We start from the raw sequence: 25,766 nt of genomic DNA on the forward strand, positions 1-25,766 counted from the left end.
GCGCGGTCAACTACTCATCGTGCCCCCAGAATTGATCAACCGTCAGAACGTCAGCTTCCAGCTGTTCAGCGTCCCCGTGTCCTGTGCCGCGCTGTCCTTCACGCGCAGTTTCCAGGTGCCGTTGGCCGTCTCGCTGGACGCGTCGACCGTGTACGTGGTGACGAGGTTGTCCGCGGAGTCGGAGGAGGCGGCCTTCAGGCCGTAGACCGTGCCGTCGGGCGCGACCAGGTCGATGACCAGGTCACCGCGGTAGGTGTGGCTGATGTCCACGCCGACCTGGAGGTTGGCCGGGGCGTTGCCGGTGCGGCCGGTGACGGAGATCGAGGACTCGATCGCCGCGGCGTTGTCCGGGACCGCGACGGCGGTCGTGTTGGAGAACACCGTGCCGCCGCCCGTCGAACCGCTCACCGCGGCGACGGCCTTGGCCGCGTCCGCGAGACCGGCGCCGCAGCCGCCCGAGCAGGCGCCCGGCAGGGGACGGGAGTTGGTCTTGATGGCCGACTCGATCTGGGCCGGGGTGAGCGCCGGGTTGGCCGACTTCAGCAGCGCGGCGAGGCCCGCGACGTGCGGGGTGGCCATGCTGGTGCCCTGGTAGTACTTGTAGCTCTCGGTGGTCGGCGTCTTCGTGCCGGCGTTCAGCGTGGAGAGGATGCCGTTCGCGGTCACCGAGCGGGTCTCGCCGCCCGGCGCCGCGATGTCCACCAGGGAACCGAAGTTGGAGTACGACGCCTTGGCGCCCGCGCGGTTGGTCGCGGCGACCGAGATGACGTTGTTGCAGTTGCCCGGGTTGTGGTTCGCGACGTTGTCGCTCTCGTTGCCCGCGGCCACGACGACCGTCGTACCCCGGCCCACGGCACCGTTGATCGCGTTCTGCGTCGCCGTCGAGCAGGCGCCGTCGCCGCCGAGGCTCATGTTGATGACCTTGGCGACGTTCGTGTTGGCCGGGACGCCGGAGACGGTGCCGCCGGACGCCCAGGTGATCGCGTCGATGATGTCGGAGTCGTAGCCGCCGCACTTGCCGAGCACGCGCACCGGAGAGATCTTCGCGCCGTGCGCGATGCCGGCGATGCCCTTGCCGTTGTTGGTGACGGCGGCGATCGTGCCGGCCACGTGGGTGCCGTGCCAGGAGGAGGTGGAGGCCGGGATGCCCGCGCCGCACTCGTCGGCGTTGTACCAGTCGCCCGGGTCGGCCGGGTTGTTGTCGCGGCCGTTGCCGTCGACGGAGACGGCGGTGTCGGCGATGAAGTCGTAGCCGCCGACGATGTTCGCGGCGAGGTCGGAGTGCGCGACGTAGCCGGTGTCGATGACGGCGACGGTGACGCCGGCGCCCGTGGTGGTGTTCCAGGCCGCAGGAACGTTCATGCCGGCCGTGGTCTCGAAGAGGTCCCACTGCTTGGCGTACTCGGTGTCGTTCGGGTCGGCCTGCGGCCGGTTCAGGCGGTCCGGGACGACGTAGGCGACCGAGGGGTCGGCCTTGTACTGGGCGACGACGTCGGCGACGTCCGCCTTGGAGGCACCGTCGAGGTCGACCAGGGCGGCGCCGGTGCCGAGGCGGCGGCTGAAGTCGGCGTCCTTGGCGGTGGCGTCGGCCTCGGCGGCCTGGTTCGACGTGGCCTCGGCCGTGCCGGACTTGTAGCCGACGATGAGGCGCTCGGCGGTGACGCCGGGGGCGGCCTCGGTCTGCGCGGCGGACACGGGCGGCAGTGCGGTGGCGTCCTGGGCGGGCGCGGCGACGGACGGGAGCGTCGTGCCGGTCAGCAGGGCCGCGGAGAGGGCGGCGACGGATATGAGCTGCCGTCTCAGGGCAGGGGAAGTGCGCAAAGGGGTGCCTTTCATGGCCGGCTCCGGGCACGGGGGCGGGAGCGACGGTGGAGTTCGCTTCGGCGTCGAAGCTGTGGGGAGTGCGTCGAGCAGCGCGCGATGGCGGGCCAGGCGGGTTGGCCGACCGGTTTCGGGGTTACCTGTGGGTCGGCTGTGGTGGAACGATAGGCAAAGAGCAGGTCATCCGGATACAGGGGAAACCCTCGATCACATCGAGAGAACCCCATTTCCAGAGGCAGTTGAGGCCCCTATGCGCGGTTTGCTCCCCGCTCTCGGCAAAAGAACGGAAAGCGTTTTCCGACAGCATCTCTGCTGATCGGGCCGGTGGTTGAACGCGAGCGCCCGGCCGGCCGTACATGCCCGGTGCAGCCGTTCCCGAGGAGGCGTTCCCGCATGTTCCGTCACCGTCTCGCCCCGCTCACGGCGGCCGTGCTCGGCACGCTGGCCGTCGCAACGGGACCCGCCGTCGCGCACGGCGCCCCCACCACCCCGGTCAGCCGCGTCTACGCCTGCTCCCCCGAGGGCGGCGCGAACGCCGGTACGGCGGCCTGCCGCGCGGCCGTACGGGCGAACGGCGCGTCCTTCGCGGCGTGGGACAACCTGCGCGTGGCCGGCGTGAACGGGCGCGACCGGCGGACGATCCCGGACGGCGAGCTGTGCAGCGGGGGTCTTCCCGCGTACCGGGGGCTCGACCTGGCGCGCGACGACTGGCCCGCGACACAGCTGCGGCCGGGGGCGACGCTGCGGATGACGTACGCGTCGACGATCCCGCACACCGGGTCGTTCAAGCTGTACCTGACGGAACCGGGGTACGACCCGGCGAAGCCGCTCACCTGGTCCGAGCTGCCCTCGGAGCCGTTCGCGGTCGTCAAGGACCCGCAACTGTCCAACGGCGCCTACCGGTTCAGCGCGAAGCTGCCGGCCGACCGGACGGGGCGGCAGGTGCTGTACACGATCTGGCAGAACACGAGCACGGCGGACACGTACTACTCGTGCTCGGACGTGGTGTTCCCGGAGGCCGCGCAGAAGGAGGCCGCACAGAAGGAGGAGGTGAAGGGGGAAGCGGCGCAGAAGGACGACGCGCCGAAGGAGCCCGCGCGGAAGGAGACGCCCGCACCGGCGCCGGCCCCGGCTCCCGGCCCCGCGACGGCTTCCGCGCCCGCCGCCGCGAGCCCGGACAGCACCCCCGTCGCGAAGAGCACCGGCTCCGGCCCCTCCGCCCCCGTGCTGGCGGGCGGTGCCGCGGCGATTCTGCTGCTGGCCGGCGGCACCGCCCTGTTCACGCGGCTGAGGCGCGGCTGAACGCCCCGGTCGGATCAGGTCAGTTGACCGTCACCGGGTTCGTGCCGTCCGACACCGGCGCGTACTTCGCGGTGAAGTAGCCCGCGGCGAAGCACAGGGACGAGCCCGAGGTCCGGGTGAACGCCTGGCTGGTGAAGTTGATGCTGTTGTCGGTGTTGCTGGTGGTGCCGGTCAGGCTCGGGCCCTGGTAGACGCAGGTGATGCTGCCGAGCAGGGTGCGCAGGACGATCGTGGTCTGGATGGTGCCGCCGCTCGGCGGGGTCACCGTGAGCGCGCCGCCGGACGCGGCCGAGACCGTGTAGGGCAGGTTGTTGACGGTGATGCTGGTGACGCCCGTGACGCCGAGGACGTTCGAGGTGCAGCTGCCGAAGGTGTGCGCGGTGAGCGTCTCGGTGGCGGTGCCGGGCGCGGTCGGGTTGTCGGTGACCGTGGCGTTGAACGCCGAGGACGCGCAGGAGATGCCGCTGGTGCCGGTCGCGCTGGAGTAGAACGTGGCGGCGGTGCCGCTGGCCAGGGAGGCGGTCAGGACGTCGCCGACGGCCACGTTCTGGCCGTTCGCGGTGAGGACCGCGTCGGCCGCGGCGGAGGCCGGGGTGATGGCGGGCAGCGTGAGGGCGGCGGCGGTGCCGAGGACGGCGAACAGGGAGCGAGCGCGCATTGCGGGTGCCTCTTTCTTTCGGGGGATGCGGAGATGCCCGGGATGGCCGGGATCTCGTCAGGGGGGTGAACTCGGCGGCGTCGACTGCCGGTCCGTGACGCCTTCTCCGTACGTGACGGACGGCGGGCAGTGGCCGGCCAGGAGGGAAGCGGCCGTGGTGGACGCCGTGGAGGGATGCCAGGTGAGCGGACTCGGCCAGAGGTACCCGTCCCACGCGGGGACGGGTACGTCCGGTGAAGAAGGTCCGGGAGCGCGACAGACGTCGCACTGCGGATCCGGCGCCACGGATCCGGGCTGAGCCAGGCAGAGTTGTAGACCTGAGGCTCAGTCAACGTCAAGGCATCGAGCAGAAGTTGGTGATGTGACGCATCGTCAGAAAATCATGGCTGTGAGCGGTACACCATGGGTAGCGCCATGATCCATGGCTGACGCACAATGAACACCCTTTTTCCACAACTCCCTTGACCCGTACTTGTAACCATCGGTAACTTCCTGGCTTGGCTACTGCCGCGTAACGAGAACGACCGTACGACTTCCGGGAGTTGTGGGGAGCGTGCGCGACAGCCGCTGTCCGCGCCAGGACAACGCGCCACAAAGCAACCTGCATGTACTAATGCCCATGGGAGCAGACATGGCCTCGTCCCCGGACGTCACACCGTCCGCCGAGAACACACCCGGGAGTCCGGGTAGCGGTACCACCGAAAGACGCGGCAGGGTCCGTGGCCGCCGCGCCGCGATCCTCGCGGTCCCCGCCACCCTCGCCGCCGCGACGCTCGCCGTCCTGACCGCTGAGGGTGTCCTCGGCGTCCAGTTCGCGATCTCCGGCATGCCGTTCGTCGTCAAGGCCGACCTGCTCGAAGGGCAGGGTTTCGAGCAGTACGGCGGGCTGGACCACATGATCAAGGACAGCCCGAACCAGGGCGACACGGACGGCTCCGTCCTCGTCGTGACCTCGGTCATCGGCAAGGGCAAGATCACCAACATGTGCCAGTCCGTCGACCTCGGCGGCATCCAGCTCATCCTGACGGCCGGCAACAAGGGCAAGAAGGTCGAGGTGGAGAACCTGGCGATCGACTCGGACGAGATCATGGGCAACGCCACGTTCAGCGAGATCGAGATCGGCCGCGACTCCAGCACCTTCGACCGGGTCCCCGGCTACAAGGGCCCGCCCGGTGTCTACGGCCAGCAGGCCAAGACGGTCACCATCGAGAACCTGTACCAGCACAACTACGGCGCGACCGCGGCCGTCTTCAAACTGCCCGACCTGCGCATGAAGTTCTCCACCAGCGGATGCCCGGGGACGTGACCCAGTGACCCAGCACGAACCGCCGGCCGTACCCGAGCCAGGGGCGACCGCGTCCGCCGAACCGGCCGCCAAGGCGCCGGCGCGGCAGCGTTTCCGTCAGTGGCGAGGCCGCCGGCCGTTCGTGGGCGGGGTTCTGCTCACCTTCGGCGGCGCCGAGATCCTTCTGACGATGAAGGCGCCGCTGCCGGTGATCCTGCACATCGGCATGCAGGGACTGGCGGGATACCTCCTGCCGTCGCTCATGATCCTGTGCGGCCTGCTGATCCTGTTCAACCCGGCACAGCGGCTGTTCTACTCGGTCACCGCCGTGCTGCTCTCCGTGGGCACCTGGGTGACCTCCAACATCGGAGGGTTCATGGTCGGCCTGCTGTGCGGCCTGATCGGCGGCAGCATGGCCTTCGGCTGGCTGCCCGACCAGGAGCCGCGCCGCACCCGGCGGCAGCGGCGCGAGGAGTCCCGTTCGGCCGCGGAGGCGCTGCTCCCCAAGGGGGCCGGGGAGCCCGCCTGAGTCCGTGACCGGCGCCCCTCGGCGCACAGCACGACACCGGCTGGTGCGGCCCGCTGCCACGCACAGCGGTCCGCACCGGCCTCGGCGTACCGCGCCCCGGAAAGGCGCGCAGTAACCGTTTGCGGAGCTTTTCCTCCCGGACGCGGATTCAGGCGGCCCGCGACTGGGCCCGCGCCGCCTCCGACGCCGTCGTCACCGTCGTCGGCTCGACCGGGGGTGCGGGGGTGACGGCCGACGCGGCCACCGGCTCGGACGGCTCCGCCGGGTTCCCGGGGTGCGCGGAGTTCGCGGAGTCCTCCTCCTTCATCGCCTTCGCCTCGCTCTTGAGGATGCGCATCGACTTGCCGAGCGCACGCGCCGTGTCAGGCAGCTTCTTCGAGCCGAAGAGCACGATGACGACGATCGCCACGATCAACAGGTGCCAGGGTTCCAGTCCGTTGCGGAGCATGACCTGATCTCTCTTTCGTCGAGCCTTGTCGGAGTCGCACCCCGGAAGGTTGCTACATTGCGCAACTGTACAACCTAGGGCGAGACACAGTGAGGGCGCCGATGACCGTCACCAGCAGCCGCAGCGCACCGCCGCCACGCCATCGCACCGGCGGCGGCAGACGCTCCGCGCCGCCGAAGCCGGACCGCAGGCGCTGTACGGGCCCGGGCGGCGGGAGCGGCACGGGCAGGGGCGCCGCGCGGGGCAGCGGCACGGGAGGCGGCAGGGGTGCGGGGAGGAGCCCGCGCTCCCGCCGGATACGCCTGACCCTCACGATCGTCCTGTCCCTGGTGGTCCTGCTCGGCGCGGGCGCCGGCTGGCTGTACCTGAAGCTCGACGGCGACATCAGCACGTTCGACGCGGGCGGCCTGTCCGACAACCGCCCCAAGGACACGGCCGGCGAGAACGTCCTGGTCATCGGCTCGGACGCGCGCACCGACGGCAACGCGGCGCTCGGCGGCGGCGACAAGGACGACATCGGCCGCTCGGACACGGCGTTCCTGCTCCACGTGTACGCCGACCACCAGCACGCCCTCGCGGTCTCCATCCCGCGCGACACCCTGGTGACGATCCCGCCCTGCAAGCTGCCCGACGGCACCTGGTCCGCCGAGCAGCGCAACACGATGTTCAACGCGGCGTTCTCCATGGGGCAGACCGACAAGGGCAACCCCGCCTGCACGCAGAACACCGTCGAGAAGCTGACCGGGCTGCGCGTCGACCACACGGTCGTCGTCGACTTCAAGGGGTTCGCGGCGCTGACGGACGTGGTCGGCGGGGTCGACGTGTGCCTGCCCAACGACATCTACCAGAAGGACCTCAGCCCGAACCGGGCCACGCGCGGCGACCTCCTCTTCTCGAAGGGCGAGCAGAAGGTCTCCGGGCAGAAGGCGCTGGACTACGTCCGGATCCGGCACGGTATCGGCGACGGCTCCGACATAGGCCGGATCAAGCGCCAACAGGCGTTCGTGGCCAGCCTGTTGAAGCAGATCAAGGAGAAGGGGCTGTCCCCGACGAACCTGCTCCCGCTGGCCGAGGCGGCGACCAAGTCGCTCACCGTCGACCCCGGGCTCGGCTCCGCCGACAAGCTGATCTCGTTCGCGATGTCCCTCAAGGACGTCGACCTGCACAACACCAAGTTCGTCACCGTGCCCTGGCGTTACGAGGGCGCGCGCGTCGCGATCGTCGAGCCGGACGCGTCCGCGCTGTGGTCGGCGCTGAAGGAGGACCGGACGATCGACGGCCAGAACGCGGGCGGCAGGAAGAAGGCGACGCCGGCTCCGGCAGCGGCGCCAACTCCCGTGTCCGGCGCGGGAATCGACGTAGCGGTCTACAACGGCACGACCGTCCCCGGGCTCGCGGCCAAGGGCGCGGCGAAGCTCACGGCGGCCGGGTTCACGGTGACGGGTACGGCGACGGCCGTCAGCCAGGCCCACGCGACGACGGTCGTGCAGTACGGGCCGGGGCTGGAAAAGAGTGCGCAAACGGTTGCTGCCGCGTTTCCCGGCGCCCGGCTGGAGCAGATCCAGGGAACGGCCCTGAACGTCGTCCTGGGCGACGACTACGCGGGTGCGGCCGACGCCGGAACCGCCTCGCCGACCCCGTCGGCCGTACCGTCCCAGGTCGCCGCGGACGCGCGCTCGGCGGACGACAACCCGTGCTCCAACCTGACGTACGGCTGAGGCGGGATGTGCCTCAGGCGCTGAGGGGCGCGGCTACGGCTGCCGGCGGGCCAGCGGCCTCAGTGCGAGCGCGTACAGCAGCAGTACCGCCCCCAGCATCAGGTAGTACGGCAGCGGCAGCCCCGTCATGCCGAGCGCGCCGCCCAGCGGGCTCGGCGGCAGGAGCAGGCCGACGCCGATCAAGGCCGCCGCCGCCCAGCCGACCGGCCCCGGGCGGCGGCCCCCGCGTACGGCGTGCCGGCCGGCCCGCAGCAGGACCATCACCAGCGCCTGCGTGAGGAGGTTCTCGGTGAACCAGGCGGAGTGGAAGAGCGCCTCGTCGTCCACCTCGTCGGGGCCGCGCAGCCCGTACGCGAGGATGCCGAAGGTCGTGAGGTCGGCGACCGCGTTCAGCGCGCCGAAGCCGGTGATCAGGGCGAGGAAGGAGCGGGGGCGCAGGACGGTCGGGCGGCGCAGGGCGGACGCGGAGGGGCGGTCGTAGGCGAAGGCGAGCTGCGCCGCGTCGAAGCACAGGTTCTGCACGAGGACCTGCGCGGGGAGCATCGGCAGGAACGGCAGGAGCAGGCCAGCGGAGAGCATCGCGAGGACGTTGCCGAGGTTCGAGGAGAGGGTGACGCGCAGGTACGAGGCGATGTTGCCGCTGCTGTAGCGGCCCGCGGTGACCGCGTGCCCGACGGCCGTCAGCTCCTTCTCGCCGAGCACGACGTCCGCGCTCTCGCGGGCCACCGCGCAGGCCGTGCGCGGGGCGATCCCGACGTCCGCCGCGCGCAGGGCGGGCGCGTCGTTCACGCCGTCGCCGAGGAAGCCGACCGTGTACCCGCGCTCGCGCAGCGCGGCGACGACCCGGGCCTTGTCCTGCGGGGTGCAACGGGAGTAAACGGTTGCTTCGGGTACGTCACCGTCGGCGCCGAGCGTCACCGGCTCGCCCGGGTCGAGCCCGAGGTCCCGGCAGGCGCGGGCCGCCGTACCGGGCGCGTCGCCCGTCAGGACCCGTACGGAGATCCCTCGCGCGGCCAGTCCCCGCAGCGCCTCGGCGGCGCTCGGCGCGAGGGCGTCGCGGAAGGCGACCAGGCCCCGGAAGGTCAGGCCGCGTTCGTCGGCGGGGGTGTAGGGGCGGGTGCGGGCGGTGCGCTCCGCCGTCGCGACGGCCAGCAGCCTCAGGCCGTCGTCCGCCTCCGTCGCCGCGAGTTTCAGCAACCGTTTGCGTTCGGTTTCCGTGAGGTCGCAGCGGGCCAGGACGTCGTCCACCGCGCCCTTCGTGATCAGCAGGTGCGTGCCGGGGCGCCGGCCCCGTACGACCGCCGTCGCGATCCGGCGCCGCGGGTCGAACGGCACGGCGTCGACCCCGTCGTACTCCTCCCCCACCGCGCCCGCCGCGTCCAGCAGTGCCTCGTCCAGCGCGTCCGGGGCGGGGAGTTCGGCGAGTTGGAGCGTCCACCATGCCTGTACGGCGGCCCAGCGCACGACGTCGTCGTCCTCGCCGCCGTCCGTCCCGATGCCGCGCTCCAGCACCGGGCGGTCCTGGGTGAGCGTGCCCGTCTTGTCCACGCACAGCACGTCCACCGCGCCGAGGTCGTGCAGCGCCGGAAGCCGCTTGACGATCACGTTGTGCGACCGCGCCAGCAGGGTCGCCCCGCGTGCGAGACACGTCGTGACGATCACCGGCAGCATCTCCGGCGTGAGCCCGACCGCCACGGCGACCGCGAACGGCAGCGTCTCCAGGCCCCGGTCACGCAGCGCGGCGTTCGCCATCAGCACGAGCGGCGGCGTCAGCAGCATGAACCTGATCAGGACCCAGGAGATGCCGTGCACGGACCTGTCGAAGGCGTTTCCCGTCGGGCGCGCCGGGGGCGCGTGGGCGGCGGCGAAGCGGGTCCGGGCCCCGGTCGCGAGAACGACGGCTGTGGCGGTGCCGGTGGCGATGTCGCTGCCCTGGAAGCAGAGGTGGGGGGCGGTGAAAGGAGGGGGGGTCGTGGGGGTGGGGGTGGAGGGGGGCGTGGGGGTGTCGGGGGCTGGGGCAGCGGGGGGTGCGGGGGCTGGGACGGCCGGGGGCGCGGGGGGCGCGGGGGCCGGGGCAGCGGGGGCCGTGGCAGCCGGAGACGTGGAGGGCGCGGCAGCCGGGGGCACGGGGCTCCCGGAGGCCGCGACAGCCGAAGAAGCAGGGGGCGCGGGGGCTGTGACGGCCGGAGGCGCGGGGGGCGCGGGGGGCTCGACAGCCGAAGACGCAGGGTTTCTGGAGGCCGCGACCGCCGGAGGCGCGGGGCTCCCGGAGGTGGTGTCGTTCTGTTCCGTCTCGTTCGCGAGTCCCGGTGCCGGCCCCTCGCCCGGCCCCTGCGCGTGTTTCGCAACCGGTTGTGACTCACCCGTCAGCGCCGCCTGGTGGACGGTGAGCCCGCGGGCCCGCAGCAGCCGCACGTCGGCCGGGACGAGGTCCCCCGGGCCCAGCCGGATCACGTCCCCCGGCACCAGGTCGGCGGCCGGGATCTCCCGGCTCCCCGGCGTCCCGTCCGGCCCCTGCCGCCGTACGACCGTGGCGGTACCGGCGACCAGATCGCGCAGCGCGGCCACGGATCGGTCCGCCCGCCGCTCCCCGCTCGCCCGCAGCACACAGCTCACGGCGACGAGGGCGAGGATCACGGTCGCGGTCCCCCAGGAGGAGACCAGCGCGGAGACGAGCCCGAGGCAGAGGAGGACGCAGGTGAAGGGGTCACGGACCCCGGCGAGGAGGAGGCGCGGCCAGGCGACGGTGGAGGTCCCGGGGAGTGTGTTCTCACCGTACTCGGCGAGGCGGGCACCAGCTTCGTCCTCGGTGAGGCCCCGGGGGCGGGCGTTCAGGCGCCGGAGGGTTTCGAGGGCGGTGGCGTCGGCGAGGGCCGGAGGGGTGGCGGGGTCCGGGGTGGCGGCAGAGCCGGGAGCGGTGACAGGGACCGACGTAGCGGCAGAACCCGAAGCGACGGCAGGGACCGAAGCAGCGGCAGAACCCGAACCGGCGGCGCCGGCGAAGTCCGGTGCGTCGGCGGGCGCGGTGGGGGCGCTCGCAGCGCCGGTCGGCGGTGCCCCCGAAGCGGCACCGCCGATCGCCGAGGCCGGCGGGGTCGCGCCGTCGAGCGCCCGGCCCTCCTCGGCTCCCAGCAGGGCTGCCCCGTCTCCCGACGGCATCGCGTCGGCGCGCGACGGATCCGAGTCGCCGCCGTGCGGGGTCGCGCCGCCGAGCCGGATCACGTCGCGGGAAGGAGCCTCGTCGCCGCCCGACCGGCTCGGATCACCGCTGCACGCCTCATCGTCACCGCCCGACCGCCTCACACCGTCACCCCGCGACACCCCATCGCCACCCGGCCACTCCACACCGTCACCCCGCGACACCCCATCGCCACCCAGCCGCCTCACACCATCCCCGTCCCCGCCCGGAACGCCCTCGCTCTCCCCCGCTCCCCCCGTGCCGTCCCTCCGCGACCCCGTGCCCTCCCCCGGGTCCGTGTGCTCAGAGGCCACGGAGGCGGGGAAGGGGGACGTCGGTGCTCTCGGCCCGGTCGTTCAGACGGCCGAGGACGAGGCGGACCACGTCGACGACGTCGGGGGCGTCGACGAAGTACACCTGGCGGCGGCCCTCGCGGCGGGAGCGGACGAGGCCCGCGAGTTTCAGCTTGGTCAGGTGCTGGCTCACCGCGGGCAGCGCGCCGCCCACCCGCTCCGCGAGGCCGGTGACGTCGCTCTCGCCCTGGGCGAGGGCCCAGACGATGTGGAGGCGGGCCGGGGACGCCAGCAGCCCGAAGTGCTCGGCGGCCTGCGTGAGCATCTCCGCGGAGGGGTCCTCGAACGCCACGGCTGCCGACCTCCTGTGCGCTGACGTGTTGCTGAAACGGGTTTCCCCAGTTTACGGCGTGCACGCCCACCGCGAGGATGACCCGCATGCTCGACGACCTCGACCGCGCCCTCGTGCACGCGCTGCACCTCGACGGCCGGGCCCCCTTCAGCCGGATCGCGGAGGTGCTCGGCGTCTCGGGCCAGACCGTGGCCCGCCGCTACCGGCGCCTGCGGGAGGAGGCGGGCCTCAGGGTGGTCGGCCTGGCGGACCCGCACACAAAGGGCCGCACCCAGTGGCTGCTGCGCCTGACGGCGGCACCGGCCGCCGTACGGGACCTCGCGGCGGCGCTGGTCCGCAGACGGGACACGTCGTGGGTGAAGCTGGTCTCGGGCGGCACGGAGATCGTGGCGGTCGTCCACGCCCCGACGGACGCCCAGGACACCAACTCCCTTCTCCTGCACGACGTCCCGCGCACGGCGGGCGTCACCTCGGTCTCCGCGCACCTCCTGCTGCACACGTACGTCGGCGGCCCCGCGAACTGGCGCCGCAGCGCGGACGCTCTGGACGCCGCCCAGCAACAGGCCCTGAGGGAACCGGAGTCGGAGGCGACACCTTGTCAGATCGCCGACACCGACCGGGACTTGCTCACCGCGCTCGCGCAGGACGGCCGTACCTCCCTCGCGGACCTGGCCGGTGCGACCGGCTGGACGGCGGCCACCGCGGCCCGGCGTCTGGCCGAACTCCGCGCGGGCGACGCCCTGTTCTTCGACGTGGAGATCGACGCGGCGCACTTCGGCGTGGCGACCCGCGCCCTGCTGTGGCTGTCGGTGCGCCCGTCCCGCGTGGACGAGGTCGCGGCGGCCCTGTCGGCCCACGACGAGCTGGCGTTCCTCGCCTCGGCCACCGGCCCGACGAGCCTCGTCGCGCAGGCTCTGTGCCGCGACCCGGCCGACCTCCACCACTACCTCACGCGCCGGCTGGGCGCCCTGGACGCGATCGACGCCCTGGAGGCGGGCCCGGTCCTGCGCACCCTCAAGTGGGCGAGCCCCGCCCCGGCCCTACGCCCGCCGCGCCGCTGACCCCATCCCCCACACCCCGGCCGCGCTCACGCCGATCACCGACACCCCGGCGAGGAAGGCGAGTTCGAGCGTCCCGTCGAGATACACCCGGCCCAGTACGGCCACCCCGAGCGTCGCCCCCAGCTGCTGCACCGCGTTCAGCAGCCCCGCCGCCGACCCCGTCTCCTGGAGCCGCAGGGCCGACAGCGCGAGCGTGAAGAACGCGGGCGTGAACAGCCCCGCCCCCACCCCGACCACCGCGAGCCCGACCGGCAACGGCACCACAAGTGCCCCCAGAATCCCGGCGACCAGCACACCGAGCCCCACGGGCATCAGCCGCCGCCCGTACCGCCGCACGAGGTGCGCGCCGGCCGCCCAGGAGGCCACGGCGAGCCCCAGGGACCAGGGCGCGAGGGCCAGGGACGAGGCCAGGACGCCTTCACCGAGGCCGAGTTGGAGATGCAGCACGACGACGGTCGTCAGCCCGCCGGTCACCGCGAAGAAGGCCGTGGAGGTGAACAGGGCGGCGGGGAAACCCCGTTGGGCGAACAGGCTGCGCTCCAGCAGGGGTTCGGGCGTACGGCGCTGGTGCAGGACGAACACCGCGAGGACGGCGGCCCCGGCGACCAGCGGCACCCGGCTCACCCCGGACACACCGATCAACGGGTACACGAGCAACCCGGTCCCGAGGGCGACGAGTCCCGTGCCGGTGAGGTCGAGACCGGGCCGGACCGGAGCGCGGTCCTCGGGAAGCGACCGCGCGAGGACGAGCACGGCCACCGCGAGCGGCACGTTCACGAGGAACGCGGCCCGCCAGGACACCGTATGCGTCAGCACCCCGCCGAGCAGCGGCCCGCACACCCCCGCGAGCCCCATCACCGGCCCGATCCACCCGAGCGCACGCGGCAGTTCGGGCCCGCTGAACATCGCCTTGATCAGTCCGACGGTCTGCGGTACGACGGCTGCCGCCGCCGCGCCCTGCACCGCGCGCAGGGCGATCAGGACCCCGGCGGACGGCGCGAGCGCGCACCCCGCCGAGACGACGGCGAACCCGGCGACGCCGGTCACGAAGACCCGGCGCCGGCCCACGATGTCACCGAGCCTGCCGCCGAGGACCAGCAGGACGGCGAAGGGCAGGGTGTAGGCGGCGGTGAACCACTGCACGTCCGACACCGGGCCGCCGAGGTCGCTGTGGACGACGGGGGCGGCGACCTGGACGACGGTCGCGTCGAGCAGGTTCATGGCCTCGGCGGTCAGGAGGGCGACGAGGGCGGGACGGCGTGTTGCAGCAAGCGTTCTCATACGGTTTCTCCCCGGAGACGGTTCGCGTCGGGCGACGGCTCCGCCAGGTGACGGTTCACGTCGGGTGACGGCTCGCGTCAGGTTCGGAGAGAGATCCGCGCGGGCTCCAGCGCGAGCGGGGGAATCGGTGATTTCCTCCGTACGAGGGCCCGTCGGCGAGGAAAGCTCACACCCCCGACAGAACGGCGACCGTCTCGGCGTGGTTCCCGGCCCTCGCCCACTCCAGCGGGGTGAGGCCCGTGCCGTGGTCCTCGCGGAGGGCGGGGTCGGCGCCGTGCGCGAGCAGGACGCGGACCGTGTCGGTGTGGCCCCAACAGGCGGCTGCGCACAGGGGAGTTCCCTCGGCGCCGAGGCCCGCGCTCTCCTCGTCCGGTGGAGCGCCCGCGGCCAGGAGGTGCCGGACGGCCTCGGTGTTGCCGTGGACACTGGCCGCGTAGAGGGGGGTGGTGCCGTCGGCGTCGCGGGCCCGGGGGTCGGCGCCGGCCTTCAGGAGCGCGGCGACCTCGGTGCCGTTCTCGTGCAGTGCCGCGCTCATCAGGCGGCGGGTGAGCTTTTTCCGGCGTCTTCTGTTCATCGGAGGGGAGGTTAGAGGGCGGGTTCCGGATGCGCTTCCGGATTTTCTCGGCCACCGTCTCCCGGACAGCAGAGAACCCGCCCCAACCGGGACGGGTTCTCTTCTTGAGCGCTGGGCAAGCCTTGCACCTGCATCTCCCCGCAGGAAGCGGGACGTCTTTCCTTGGACCACCAACGCGCGTTCTGTTCCGCCTTGTTCGGCGGCCAGCTCGTGATCAAACCTTACCCCACGCCGAGGGGTGCGCCGCAACTCGGCTCACAACTCGGCCAGCGTCGGCAGGAGTTCGGCCGCCGCCGCGATGTCCGCCGTGAGCGGCCGGTCGTCCGTGCCGGTCGGCAGCGCGGCCGAGGCCGTCGTGAAGGCCGGGGTCGGCGGCTGGGTCGGCCGGAGCCGAAGTGCCCTGACGGCGCTGACCAGTTCGCAGGCGAGGAGGGTCGTGTACGCGTCCGCCGCCCGCAGCGACTGGCGCGCGGACTGGCCCGCGAAGCTCGCGGCCTCCTCCAGGCCGAGGGAGACCACGGCGTGCCCCGAGGAGGCCGGGGCCGCCTGTGAACGCAGCTCCGCGAGCGCCGAGTTGGCCGTGTACTCCAGGATCATCGCCCCCGAGCTGCTCGCCGGCCCGTCCGCCAGGAACGGGGCGAGGCCGGTGAGTTCGGGGTGGCCGAGCGCGGAGAGGCGGGCGGTGGAGAGCTGGGCCGTCTTCAGGAGGGCCAGGTTCAGTCCGTCCAGGGCGAGCGCGAGGGGCGCCGCGAAGAAGCCGCCGTGGTGGTAGGCGGTGAGCCCGTCGGGGTCCACCAAGGGGTTCTCGGAAGGGCAGTTGACCTCGACCTCGACGACTTCCCGCAACCGCTCCCCCGCGTCCAGCGCACACCCGTGCACCTGCGGGAACGCCCGGAACCCGTACGGATCCTGCACCCGCCGCGCGGCCACGACCGGCACCTCCGGCCACCCCAGCAGCCGCCGCACCTCCCCGGCCGCGTGCGCGGCACCGGCGTACGGCCGCAGCGCGTACACGGGAGCGGCGTACGCCTCAGCCGACCCGGACACGGCGGCGAGCGAGAGCGCGGCGACGACATGCGTGGCCCGCAGCAGGACGTCCAGCTCGCGCCAGGCAAGGGCGGCTTGAGCGAGAGCAAGGGCGTTGCTGCTCAACAGGGCGAGGGCGTCGCCGGGTTGAAGGGCGACGGGGGTGGGGTGACGGGCGAACTCCACCGGGACCGATGCCTCTTCAGCCACGGAACCCGATACCGGTGCCGACTCCGACCCCACTCCGAAGCCCGAGACCGGAACCGGCACCGACGCCGCCCCGGAGGCCCGGGCCGACACCAGACCCGCCCCGAAACCCGGCCCCGCCGCCGACACCGGGTCCGCCCCCGAAGCACCAGCCGGAACCGACAGCGAGCCCGCCCTCAGATCACCGGCCGAGGCCGGCGCCGGGACCGCCCCGACTCCCCCCTCGGCCTCCAGCGCCTCCAACCCACCCCCGATCCAAGGCCGTTCACCGATCAGCGTCAGCCCCGTCTGCGCCAGCGCCGTCAGGTCCCCGGTCCCCAGCCCTCCGTACTCGTTCACCGCCGGATGCACCCCCAGCCGCAACGCCTCCACCAGCGCGTCGATGATCGCGGGCTGGATTCCCGCGCCTCCGGCGAGGAGTTGGTTGGCGCGGATCGCGAGCATCGCGCGTACCTGCCGGGCGGGCAGCAGCGTGCCCGCGCCGCCCGCGTGGCTGCGCAGGAGGCGGAGGTTGTGGGCGTACTCGTCGGCGGTGGTGACCGGGACGGAGCGGTTGGCGCCGACGCCCGTGCCGCGGCCGTACAGGCGTCCTATGGAGGCCAGTTGACGGGCTGTCAGCCAGGAGCGTACGGCGCGTTCGCGGGCCTCGGGGGCGATGTCCGCGACCGCCCCGCCGTCCGCGAGGGCGGTCAACTCCCGTGCGGTGAGGGCCGATCCGGTGAGAACGACCCGGGTGTCCGCGCGCGAGGCGGGCACCCGGGTCAGGTCGGTGGTGTCCAAGCGGGTCAGTCCAGGCCCGCCGTCTTCAGCCACGCCTTGGCGACGTCCAGCGGGTCCTTGTTCTCCAGCTGGACCTGCGCGTCGAGGTCGAGGAGGGTCTTCGTGTCGAGCTTCGCGGAGACCGCGTTCAGCGCGGCGACGCCCTCCGCGGAGAGCGCGCTCTTGTAGACGAGCGGCGTGACGTTCGCGAAGCCGAAGAGGTTCTTCGGGTCCTGGAGGACGACGAACTTCTCCTTGAGGATGGTCGGGTCGGTCGTGAAGATGTCCGCCGCCTGCACGGTGTTCTTCTTCAGCGCCGCCTGCGTGAGCGGGCCGCCCGCGTCAAGTGCCTTGAAGGACTTGAACTTCACCCCGTACTCGGACTCCAGGCCGAGCATGCCCTGGTGGCGGGTCTGGAACTCGGGCGAGCCGCCGAGGATCAGGTCGGGGGCTATGTCCTTGAGGTCCGCGAGGGTCGAGGTCGCGGTGAGGCTGTACTTCGCCGCGGTCTCCGCGTTGATCGTGACGGAGTCCTTGTCCTCGGCCGGGGAGGACTCCAGGAGCGTCAGCTTGGAGTCGAGCTTGGCCTTGGCCGCCGCGTTCACGGTCTCCAGGGAGGTCTGCGGGGCCTTGGCGTCGAGGTAGGCCAGCAGCGAGCCGTTGTACTCCGGCAGAACGTGGATGGAGCCGTTCTTGAGCAGGCCGTAAGTGGTCTCGCGGCTGCCGATGTTGGGCTTGTAGGAGACCTTGATGCCCTTGGCCTTGAGCGCCTCGCCGTAGATGTCGGCGAGCAGCGTGCTCTCGGCGAAGTTGTTCGACCCCACGACGACCGACTTGCCGTCCGACCCGCCCCCGTCGAGGGGGTTGCTGCCGGTGTCGTCGGAGCTGCATCCCGCCAGCAGGACCGTCGCCGCGGCGAGCACGGCTGTCGCCGCGCCGGGGTGTCGACGGAAGGATCTGCGGGGATGGGCGGTAGAAGTCACTGTTCCCGTTTCCGGCTTGGGGGGAGAGGAGGCGATACGCCTGAAGACCCCCCGGCGACGCGCCTGGAGGTCCCTCGCATGAGGTCTCTCGATCCAAGCCAGCCAGTTCTTCGGCAGTCAAGAGGAGTTGTGTAAACGATACGCGTCGTTTTCCTCGGCTCACCCGGCTCCGCTTGCCGTTCCGCTTGCGTACGTGGCTGGTTGTGGTCGGCGTCGCTTCGTAATGGATTCTTGACCCAGGGCGATGTGCCCGTGCCTTCGCGGAAGCGATAGCCTCGCCGCAGTCGGCGTCGATCACCATCGGTCGTCCAGCGGTACGCATCGATCGCCGGCTCGATCGGAGCAGAACAGAATCAGGGACCGATCGGAACCGGCCATCCGTGTGCGTCGCGCGCGGTGCACCATCCGCCATGAAGGAGGCCCGGTGTCCACGAACGAGGTGGACGCGCCCACCCGGCCGGCGCCAGCGCCCGGCCGCCGGGGGCTGCGGGCCCTCGCCGACCGGTGGCCCTTCCAGCGCAAGCTCAACGTCCTCGTCGGCGTGCCGCTCGCGGTGATCGCCGTCCTGATGACGTACGTCATCACGGACCTGGTCCAGGAGTCCCAGCGGGCCGAGGAGGCCGCCGAGTTGGTGCGCGACAGCGCCCAAGTGGCCAAGCTGGTCTCCCTGGTGGAGGCCGAGCACCAGCAGGCGATCCTGCTGTCGGTGCGTCACGAGGCGTCCTTCGACGGCGGCACCCCCTCGACCGACCCCTACCGGGTGGCGCAGGTCCAGGTGGACAACCAGGTGACGAAGGTGCGCGACACCTTCGGCGGGCGGCTGCCGGCCGGCGAGGCGCAGGCGCTGCGCGAGATCGAGGGCCTCGGGGGGCTCAGGTCGACGATCGAGCAGGGCTATCTGCCCGCCGACAACATCGACCCGGCGTACACGGGCGCGGCGCGCGGCCTCATCGACGGCCTGGGCCTGGACCGCAACTCGGCGCTGGCGACGACGTTCACCGGCAACCTGCTGGACTCCCTGCTGCGCGCGGACGCGGCGCACGGCGCCTACGAGACGGGCGTGTTCTCGGCGCTGACCGGGGACAGCAACGCGCTCATCGAGTTCACCGGCGCGGTCGGCGCGCACGAGCTGTACACGTACCAGACCGACCGGTTCAACCGGTTCGCGACCGCCGCGCAGGCCGACGAGCTCGGCGGCATCGAGCACAACCCGGCGCAGGCCGCGATCGACCAGCACTACGCCGAACTCACCGTCGACCCCAGCTCGTTGCAGGCGACGTCGACCGCGGCGCTGCGCACCTCGCTGCGCCAGGCGCTCGCCGCGTACGGCGACTACCAGCAACAGGCCGAGAACCGGCTGAAGATCACCGACTCGCTGATCGGCCAGATCGCCGACCGCGCCGACGACACGGCCAGCAGCGCCCGTTGGCGCGTGACACTGCTGCTGAACCTAGCGGCGATCGGGTTCATCCTGTGGATCGCGTTCTCGGTCCTGGTGCGCCGCTCGGTCGTGCGGCCGGTGCTGGCGCTGACCGGGGCCGCGCGCGAGGTCGCGGACGTCGCCGGGCGTGAACTGGCGCGCGTCGCCGACGACGACGCGGAGGAGAGCGGCTCGCCGCGCCTGCGCGAGCTGCCGGTGACGGCGGACGACGAGATCGGTGAGCTGGCCGAGGCGTTCAACAACGTCCAGACGACGGCCGCCGCGCTGCTGGAGCGTCAGGTCCTCAGCCGCCGCAACGTCGCCGAGATGTTCGGCAACGTGGGGCGCCGCGTCAGCAACTTGACGACCCGTCAGCTCACGCTGATCGACGCGGTGGAGCGCGGCGAGACCGACCCCGCGCTCCTCGAACGCCTCTACTCCATCGACCACATCGCGGTACGCCTGCGCCGCAACGCCGACAGCCTGATGCTGCTCGCCGGTATCCGCGAGACGGTCCTCGACTCGGGGCCGACCGCGCTCACCAACGTCGTACGGGCCGCGCTCGGGCAGATCGAGGGGTATCAGCGCGTCGAGCTGCGGGCCGCGTCCGAGGTGATGATCGAGCCCGACATCATCGGCGACCTCACGCTGATGGTGGCCGAACTCCTGGAGAACGCGGTGTCGTTCTCGCCCGCAGACTCGCCGGTCGAGGTCGCCGTCCGCACGCACTCCGAGGGCGCGTCCATCACGGTCGTCGACCACGGGCTCGGGATGAGCGCGGAGCGGCTGGCCGAGGAGAACGCCCGGCTGGTGCGGCGCGAGCGGCTCGACCTCGTGCCGACGAAGGTGCTCGGCCTGTTCGTCGTCGGCGCCCTCGCGCGGCGCTGGGAGATCGAGGTCGTCCTCTCCCGTACGCCCGGTGGCGGCGTCACCGCCGAAGTGGCGCTCCCGTCGGCGCTGCTGCTGACGCTGAGCGGCGAGGAGCCGCCGGCCCTCGACAAGTCCCCGGTTTCGGCCGGGAGTTCGGGGGCAGACGGCGAAGAGGCGGGACGAGCGAGCACGGAGAGGTCTGTGGGGACGGACGACGCAGACGGTACGGCACCGGCGTCCACGACCCCGCGTCCGCCCACCGCGCCCGGTCTCAACGGCACGGCTCCCGACGGGAGTTCACGGCTCGGCAAGGACGTCACCGGGGCGCGTACCCAGGACGCCGCTGACCCCCCGCTCCCCCGCCGTACCCCCCAACCCGCCGAGCCCCCCGCCCCGTTCATCCCCCGGGCCCGCTCGGAGGAGCACCCCGCGCCGGCCGACGGCCCGAGGCCGCTCAAGCGGCGGGTGCGGGGCGCGACCCTGCGGACGACGGTGGACGCCGCCGCGCGGCAGGGTGCGCGCGCCTCCCGGCCCGCCGACGCGGACGCCGTCCGTGACGCGCTGGACGAGTTCGAGGACGCGGTGGCGCGGGCGAACGCCGATACGGCCGAGACGACGGCCCCCTTCACCGAGGGGGGACGCTCCGGAGAGAATGGTCCGGAAACAAGGCAGAAAGCGTTTACGCACGACGATGTGCCGAGCCGCCGACCCCCCACCGACGACCGGAACCCCACGCACCACCAGAAACACCTTCCGGAAGGAGCCGAGCAGTGAGCACGTCGACAGGTGACACCCCCGCGGGTGAGGCCACGCCGACCGATCTGCGGGCCGCCGCAGCCGATTTCACCTGGCTGCTCAACCGTTTCGCCACCGAGACCGCGGGCGTCGTCGACGCCATCGCCGTGTCCTCGGACGGACTGCTGATAGCCGTCTCCGAGCTGCGTGAGCACGCGGACTCCGAGCGGCTCGCGGCGATCGTCTCCGGCATCACCTCGCTGGCCGCCGGGGCCTCCGGCAACTACGGTCTGGGCGGGCTGAACAAGGTCATCATCGATCTGGAGGGCGGCCATGTGCTGGTCTCCTCGGTCGGCAGCGGCGCGGTCCTCGGCGTCGTCACCGACAAGGAGGCGAAGCTCGGCAACATCGCCTACGAGATGACGGTGTTCGCGAACCGGGCGGGCAGCGCGCTCAGCCCGCAGCTGGTCCTGGAGCTGAAGAACACCGTGGGCGCCGCCAAGCAGAACCAGCAGGGCCGGCGCCCGAGCCGGACCCGCTGACACCGGCCGGTACGCCAGAAGAGAAGAGCAGGCGAAGATGGCGGACGGGCGCACCCCGCAGGGCGCCGGAGAGGACGGCGCGGCGCGTCCGCCCTCCGCCGTGCGGCCGTTCCTGGTCACCGCGGGCCGGGTGGCCGGGGCGGCCGAGTCCGCGCGGGCGATGCCGGTGGAGACGCAGGTGGTGGCCACGGCGGGCGGGCTCGACGCGCTCGACCGGCTCTCCTTCGAACGGCACGACATCGTCGCCGCCTGCCGCCGGCCGCAGTCCATCGCGGAGATCGCGGCGCGGCTGCGGCTGCATCTGAACGTGGTGCGGGTCCTCGCCGAGGATCTGCGCGCGGCCGGTCATCTGACGGTGCACGTGCCGGACTCCGGCGCGATCCACGACGCGTCCGTCCTGCGCAGGGTTATCGATGGCCTGCGGGCCATCCCCGACTCCCGGGGGGTACTCCGTGACTCCGACTGAACCGTTCACCAGCGCCGCCGGCGCGGTCGCCGTGGAACGGCCGCCGCTGCCGGTGAAGCTGGTGATCGCGGGCGGCTTCGGGGTGGGCAAGACCACCGCCGTCGGCTCGATCTCCGAGATCGAGCCGCTCACCACCGAGGCGGCGATCACCGAAGTCGCGGCGGGGGTCGACGACTTGTCGCACACGCCGCGCAAGTCGACGACCACGGTCGCGATGGACTTCGGCTGCATCACCATCGACCCGACGCTGAAGCTCTACCTGTTCGGCACCCCCGGCCAGGAGCGCTTCGGCTTCATGTGGGACGACATCGTCGAGGGCGCGGTAGGCGGCCTCGTCATCGTCGACACCCGCCGCCTGGACGACTGCTACGCCGCCGTCGACTACTTCGAGCACCGCCGGATCCCCTTCGCGGTGGCCATCAACGCCTTCGACGGCAAGGTCGAACACACCCTGGACGAGGTCCGCTGGGCGCTCGACGTCACCGACGGCGTCCCGCTGCTGGTGTTCGACGCGCGTGAACGGGGCTCGGTGCGCGACGCGTTGCTGGTGGTCCTGGAGCAGGCGCTGGCCCGTACGGAGGGCTGAGGGAATAGCCGGGCCGCCGGCGGGGGTTGGCCCGGACATGAGCAACGACGCCCGTACGATCACCAACCCGCCCGCCCTGCACGACCCGACCCCGCTCGTGTACAGCCATGTCGTCTCGGCACCCGGCGAACTCGTCTTCGTCTCCGGCCAGTACGCCTCCGACGCGACCGGCGCCCCGGTCCCCGGCGACTTCGCCGCCCAGGTGGAACTCGCCTTCGACCACCTCGCGGAGGCGCTGGCCGCGGTCGGCCTCGGCTTCGAGCACGTCGTGAAACTGGGCACGTTCGTCGTCGACCACGACGCCGCGAAGCTGGAGGTCCTCGGCAAGGCCCTGCCCGCCCGGTTCGGGGACCGCTTCCCGGCGCAGACGCTGAGCGGGGTCGCCTCGCTCGCGCTGCCGGGGATGCTGTTCGAGGTCGACGCCATCGCGGTACGGCCCGCCTGAGACGACGCGAGGGCGGTACCGGGAGGTACCGCCCTGTGTTGCCGCAACCGGTTGCTACGCGCTTCGGCGCACCCCTGGCGACACCGCGAACCGGGCCACCGCCCAGAACAGGCCGAGCGTCGCGAGGGCCATGAAGGCGACGAGGGTGGCGCCGCCGACGACCTTCTCGTAGTCGTGCTGGTAGAGGCCGTCGATGATGAAGCGGCCGAGGCCGCCGAGCCCGACGTACGCGGCGATGGTCGCCGTCGAGACGATCTGGATGGCCGCCGAGCGCACCCCGCTGAGGATCAGGCCGAGGGCGACGGGGAGTTCGACGCGGAAGAGGATGCCGGCCTCCCCCATGCCCATGCCGCGCGCGGCGTCCACGGGTGCCGGGTCGACCGAGCGCATCGCCTCGTACGTGGTGACGAGGATCGGCGGGACGGCGAGGATGACCAGGGGGATCATCACCGGCAGCATGCCGAAGCCGATGATCATCGTGGCGAGGACGAGGAGCCCGAACGTCGGCAGCGCGCGGGCGGCCGTCGCGACGAACGCGAGCGCGTTGCCGCCGCGTCCGAAGTGCCCGGTGACGAGGCCGATCGGCAGTCCGATGAGGACGGCGAACCCGAGCGCCTCCAGCGAGTACTGGACGTGCTCCCACAGCCGCGCCGGAATCCCCGCGTAGCCGCTCCAGTTGGCGTCGTTCTCGAAGAAGTTGCTGATGTAGTGCAGGACGTTCACCGGGCTGCGTCCTCCAGTGCGGCGGCGGGAACCGTCTCGGGCCTCGGGCGGCGCGGGCCGCTCTTCGGCATCCACGGCGTGAGCAGGGTGCGCAGTCCGACCAGCAGCGCGTCCACGATCACCGCGAGCGCGGCCGATGTCAGCACCGAATTCCAGGCCAGCTCGGGGCGGTTGTAGATGTTCGCGTCGTGCAGCAGGTTCCCGAGCGCGCCCTGGTTCCCGATCAGCGTGCCGACGCTGACGAGGGAGATGCTGGAGGCGACGGCGACCCGCAGCCCGGCGATGATCGCGGGCACGGCGATCGGCAACTGCACCTGGACGTACCGGCGTACGGGCCCGAAGCCCATCGCGGTGGCCGCGGCGAGGGTCTCCTGCGGCACGGACCGCACCGCGTCGACGATCGCCGGGACGAGGACGACGAGGCTGTAGACCGTCAGCGGGATCATCACGGTCAGCTCGGTCATGCCGGTGTAGTCGATGAGGACGACGAAGAAGGCGAGCGACGGGATGGCGTACAGGACCGTCGTCACCCAGAGCACCGGCGGATACAGCCACTTGAGCCGTACGCAGAGCTGCCCGAGCGGCAGCGCGATCACGAGCCCGGCGAGGACCGGGAGCAGCGCCTCGCGCAGGTGGAGGCCGATGAGGCCGAGCCAGCTGTGCTGGAGGTCGCTGGGGATGTCGAAGAAGCCGTCGAAGTAGCTCACCGGAGCACCTTCGGGTCGCCTTGACCGGAGCCGGAGTTGGAGCCGGAAGCGGCGCCCGGGCCGGATGCGGCGCCGGAGCCGGCGTCCGCGGCCTGCCCGCCGGCCCGCTTCGCCGCGCTCGAACTCTCCTCGTGCGCCCCGCGAATGGCCTCCCCGATGGCCTGCTGGGAGACCACCCCGGCGACCCGCCCTTCCCCGTCCACGCCGACCGCCCAGCCCGTCGGCGACAGCACGGCGCAGTCGAGCGCGGCCCGCAGCGAGTCGGTCCCGGCGACGAACGGCCGCCCACAGGACAGGAGTTGACCGGCGTCGAGCTGTCCCGCGACCAGCTTGCCGGGCTCGCCCCAGCCGAGCGGCTTGCCGTCCAGCCCGGTCACCAGAAGATACGGCGCCCCCGCCTTCGCCCCCGCGCCCGCCGCCGTCGCGAGCTGCTCGGCGCTGGAGTCGACGGCGACGACCGGGCCGGTGAGCAGCTCCAGCCCCTCGGCGGGGAAGAAGGAGAGCCGCCGGATGCCCCGGTCCGCGCCGAGGAAGTCCTCGACGAACGCGTCGGCGGGGTCGGAGAGCAGTTCGGCGGGCGGCGCGAACTGCGCGAGCTTGCCGCCCGTACGCAGCACGGCGACCATCGTGCCCAGCTTCACGGCCTCGTCGATGTCGTGCGTGACGAAGACGATGGTCTTGCCCAGCTCGCCCTGGATGCGCAGGAGTTCGTCCTGGAGGCCCTTGCGGACGACGGGGTCGACCGCGGAGAACGGCTCGTCCATGAGCAGGATCGGCGGGTCGGCGGCGAGCGCGCGGGCCACGCCGACGCGCTGCTGCTGGCCGCCGGAGAGCTGGTAGGGGTAGCGCTTCGCGAGCGCGGCGTCCAGGCCGACGCGGCCCATCAACTCCCGTGCGCGGTCCCGGGATTCGGCCTTGCTCACGCCCAATAGGCGGGGCACGGTCGCGATGTTGTCGAGGATCGTGCGGTGCTGGAAGAGGCCGGCGTTCTGGATGACGTAACCCATGCCCCGGCGCAGGGTGTTGACCGGCTGCTGACGCGTGTCGACACCGTCGATGGAGATCGTGCCCTCGCTGGGCTCGACCATCCGGTTGATCATCCGCAGGGTGGTGGTCTTGCCGCAGCCCGAGGGGCCGACCAGGACGGTGATCGCGCGGTCCGGTATCTCCAGGGAGAGCCGGTCGACGGCTGTCGTGCCGTCCGGGTACCGCTTGGTGACTGAATCTATCCGTATCAAAACGCCGAACACCCTTCGGGTCTGGCCGAATCAGCCCGCTGCCGACGCGTGTCGGGCCGTTGCGGGGAGAGTGTAGACCGCTTGTGTTGCATCTCTTCAACAGGTCCACTGTCTGAATTTCGCCATACGAGACACACCCCGCCGACCACTCCCGCCGGCACCCCGCCGACCACCTGTGAGCACCTGCCCCGAACCCTCTGTGACACACCTGTGAGCCCGCCGCCCCTCACGGTCCACTCAGCACCTCCTTCCACGACCCGGCCGTACACAGCGGCACGAAGAGCCGGAAGGCCCGCCTCTTCGGTTACAGCACCTGGCAGTTGGCGCTACCGATGACCGAACTCGGCGTCAACTTGGTCGCGTTGCTGTACCGGCTGGTGAAGCGGGACTTCGGCGCGCCGCGGCGCTGACCGGGGCGGGCGGAGTGCTGCTGCGCCGGGTCTCCGGCTCCGGAACCGTCTATCCGGTCGCGGAAGTTGTGGCAGCGGTTACCGGAGCCGTTTCTGCCCTGGGCCTCCTGGCCGACCGGTTCACGAAGCGGCACCAAACCGGCGTCACT

General features: G+C 72.1%; 23 protein-coding genes. 10 read left to right on the top strand and 13 right to left on the bottom strand.

All coding sequences use genetic code 11. The features are described from left to right. Positions 1-42 precede the first annotated feature (42 nt). Positions 43-1,821 carry a S8 family peptidase gene (locus PV682_RS00590; protein WP_319722798.1) on the bottom strand — a complete coding sequence of 593 codons (1,779 nt, stop codon included), beginning with the start codon at positions 1,819-1,821 and terminating at the stop codon, positions 43-45. A 393-nt stretch (positions 1,822-2,214) separates the two neighbouring features. On the opposite strand from PV682_RS00590, the gene PV682_RS00595 reads away from it, so the two are divergent. After that, a complete protein-coding gene (locus PV682_RS00595; protein ID WP_319722800.1) occupies positions 2,215-3,123 on the top strand; it encodes a lytic polysaccharide monooxygenase in 909 nt (302 codons plus the stop codon). A 19-nt stretch (positions 3,124-3,142) separates the two neighbouring features. Here the strand turns inward: PV682_RS00595 and PV682_RS00600 are convergent, their stop codons facing one another. Continuing rightward, entirely contained in the window at positions 3,143-3,781 is a 639-nt protein-coding gene (locus PV682_RS00600; RefSeq protein ID WP_319722802.1) for a Tat pathway signal sequence domain protein, read from the bottom strand. A 631-nt stretch (positions 3,782-4,412) separates the two neighbouring features. Here PV682_RS00600 and PV682_RS00605 point away from each other — a divergent pair. Further along, entirely contained in the window at positions 4,413-5,087 is a 675-nt protein-coding gene (locus PV682_RS00605) for a DUF6230 family protein (protein ID WP_319722804.1), read from the top strand. A gap of 4 nt (positions 5,088-5,091) precedes the next feature. Then, on the top strand, positions 5,092-5,595 hold the full coding sequence (locus tag PV682_RS00610) for a DUF6114 domain-containing protein (RefSeq protein WP_319722806.1): 504 nt from the start codon (positions 5,092-5,094) through the stop codon (positions 5,593-5,595). 148 nt (positions 5,596-5,743) lie between these two features. Here PV682_RS00610 and tatA read toward each other — a convergent pair whose 3' ends face one another. Continuing rightward, positions 5,744-6,043, bottom strand: coding sequence for a Sec-independent protein translocase subunit TatA (gene tatA / locus PV682_RS00615; protein WP_319722808.1), 300 nt, complete (start codon positions 6,041-6,043; stop codon positions 5,744-5,746). Between the two features lie 101 nt (positions 6,044-6,144). On the opposite strand from tatA, the gene PV682_RS00620 reads away from it, so the two are divergent. Continuing rightward, a complete protein-coding gene (locus tag PV682_RS00620; protein ID WP_319722810.1) occupies positions 6,145-7,761 on the top strand; it encodes an LCP family protein in 1,617 nt (538 codons plus the stop codon). A gap of 33 nt (positions 7,762-7,794) precedes the next feature. Here PV682_RS00620 and PV682_RS00625 read toward each other — a convergent pair whose 3' ends face one another. Then, on the bottom strand, positions 7,795-11,064 hold the full coding sequence (locus tag PV682_RS00625; protein ID WP_407705561.1) for an HAD-IC family P-type ATPase: 3,270 nt from the start codon (positions 11,062-11,064) through the stop codon (positions 7,795-7,797). A 178-nt stretch (positions 11,065-11,242) separates the two neighbouring features. Next, entirely contained in the window at positions 11,243-11,557 is a 315-nt protein-coding gene (locus PV682_RS00630; protein WP_319723331.1) for an ArsR/SmtB family transcription factor, read from the bottom strand. 113 nt (positions 11,558-11,670) lie between these two features. Between PV682_RS00630 and PV682_RS00635 the strand changes: the two genes are divergently transcribed. Then, entirely contained in the window at positions 11,671-12,645 is a 975-nt protein-coding gene (locus tag PV682_RS00635; RefSeq protein ID WP_319722812.1) for an Lrp/AsnC family transcriptional regulator, read from the top strand. Here PV682_RS00635 and PV682_RS00640 read toward each other — a convergent pair. From PV682_RS00640 to PV682_RS00655, 4 genes are all read right to left on the bottom strand, one after another. Continuing rightward, positions 12,625-13,926, bottom strand: coding sequence for an MFS transporter (locus PV682_RS00640; protein ID WP_319722814.1), 1,302 nt, complete (start codon positions 13,924-13,926; stop codon positions 12,625-12,627). The genes PV682_RS00635 and PV682_RS00640 overlap by 21 nt on opposite strands. Positions 13,927-14,092: 166 nt before the next feature. Further along, positions 14,093-14,500, bottom strand: a complete 408-nt coding sequence (locus PV682_RS00645; protein WP_319722816.1) for an ankyrin repeat domain-containing protein — start codon at positions 14,498-14,500, stop codon at positions 14,093-14,095. A gap of 255 nt (positions 14,501-14,755) precedes the next feature. Then, positions 14,756-16,513, bottom strand: a complete 1,758-nt coding sequence (locus PV682_RS00650) for an aromatic amino acid ammonia-lyase (RefSeq protein ID WP_319722818.1) — start codon at positions 16,511-16,513, stop codon at positions 14,756-14,758. Positions 16,514-16,518: 5 nt separating this feature from the next. Continuing rightward, the gene (locus tag PV682_RS00655; RefSeq protein ID WP_319722820.1) at positions 16,519-17,475 is read right to left on the bottom strand and encodes an ABC transporter substrate-binding protein; all 957 of its coding nucleotides are present in this window, start codon (positions 17,473-17,475) and stop codon (positions 16,519-16,521) included. Between the two features lie 424 nt (positions 17,476-17,899). Here PV682_RS00655 and PV682_RS00660 point away from each other — a divergent pair, with 424 nt between their 5' ends. Genes PV682_RS00660 through PV682_RS00680 form a run of 5 tightly spaced genes read left to right on the top strand, consistent with a single transcriptional unit; the run spans position 17,900 to position 22,539 of the window. Beyond that, a complete protein-coding gene (locus PV682_RS00660; RefSeq protein ID WP_319722822.1) occupies positions 17,900-20,539 on the top strand; it encodes an ATP-binding protein in 2,640 nt (879 codons plus the stop codon). Further along, a complete protein-coding gene (locus PV682_RS00665; protein ID WP_055719041.1) occupies positions 20,536-21,042 on the top strand; it encodes a roadblock/LC7 domain-containing protein in 507 nt (168 codons plus the stop codon). Before PV682_RS00660 ends, PV682_RS00665 begins: the two co-directional genes overlap by 4 nt. Positions 21,043-21,079: 37 nt before the next feature. Beyond that, positions 21,080-21,508: a DUF742 domain-containing protein gene (locus tag PV682_RS00670; protein ID WP_319722824.1), complete on the top strand. Its 429-nt coding sequence runs from the start codon at positions 21,080-21,082 to the stop codon at positions 21,506-21,508. Next, positions 21,495-22,094: a GTP-binding protein gene (locus PV682_RS00675; protein ID WP_319722825.1), complete on the top strand. Its 600-nt coding sequence runs from the start codon at positions 21,495-21,497 to the stop codon at positions 22,092-22,094. Before PV682_RS00670 ends, PV682_RS00675 begins: the two co-directional genes overlap by 14 nt. Before the next feature lie 37 nt (positions 22,095-22,131). Further along, entirely contained in the window at positions 22,132-22,539 is a 408-nt protein-coding gene (locus PV682_RS00680) for a RidA family protein (protein ID WP_319722827.1), read from the top strand. Between the two features lie 54 nt (positions 22,540-22,593). Here PV682_RS00680 and PV682_RS00685 read toward each other — a convergent pair whose 3' ends face one another. From PV682_RS00685 to PV682_RS00700, 4 genes are all read right to left on the bottom strand, one after another. Beyond that, on the bottom strand, positions 22,594-23,262 hold the full coding sequence (locus PV682_RS00685) for an ABC transporter permease (RefSeq protein ID WP_319722829.1): 669 nt from the start codon (positions 23,260-23,262) through the stop codon (positions 22,594-22,596). Continuing rightward, on the bottom strand, positions 23,259-23,969 hold the full coding sequence (locus PV682_RS00690; RefSeq protein WP_055719046.1) for an ABC transporter permease: 711 nt from the start codon (positions 23,967-23,969) through the stop codon (positions 23,259-23,261). The genes PV682_RS00685 and PV682_RS00690 overlap by 4 nt, the downstream gene beginning before the upstream one ends. Then, positions 23,966-25,207 (bottom strand): ABC transporter ATP-binding protein, encoded by a 1,242-nt coding sequence (locus PV682_RS00695; RefSeq protein WP_319722832.1) that lies wholly within the window; start codon positions 25,205-25,207, stop codon positions 23,966-23,968. Before PV682_RS00695 ends, PV682_RS00690 begins: the two co-directional genes overlap by 4 nt. Positions 25,208-25,511: 304 nt before the next feature. Further along, positions 25,512-25,751: a hypothetical protein gene (locus PV682_RS00700; RefSeq protein WP_319722833.1), complete on the bottom strand. Its 240-nt coding sequence runs from the start codon at positions 25,749-25,751 to the stop codon at positions 25,512-25,514. Positions 25,752-25,766: the final 15 nt, after the last annotated feature.

Origin of the sequence: Streptomyces niveiscabiei (genome assembly GCF_033794345.1) — a bacterium.
Lineage (GTDB): Bacteria > Actinomycetota > Actinomycetes > Streptomycetales > Streptomycetaceae > Streptomyces > Streptomyces niveiscabiei.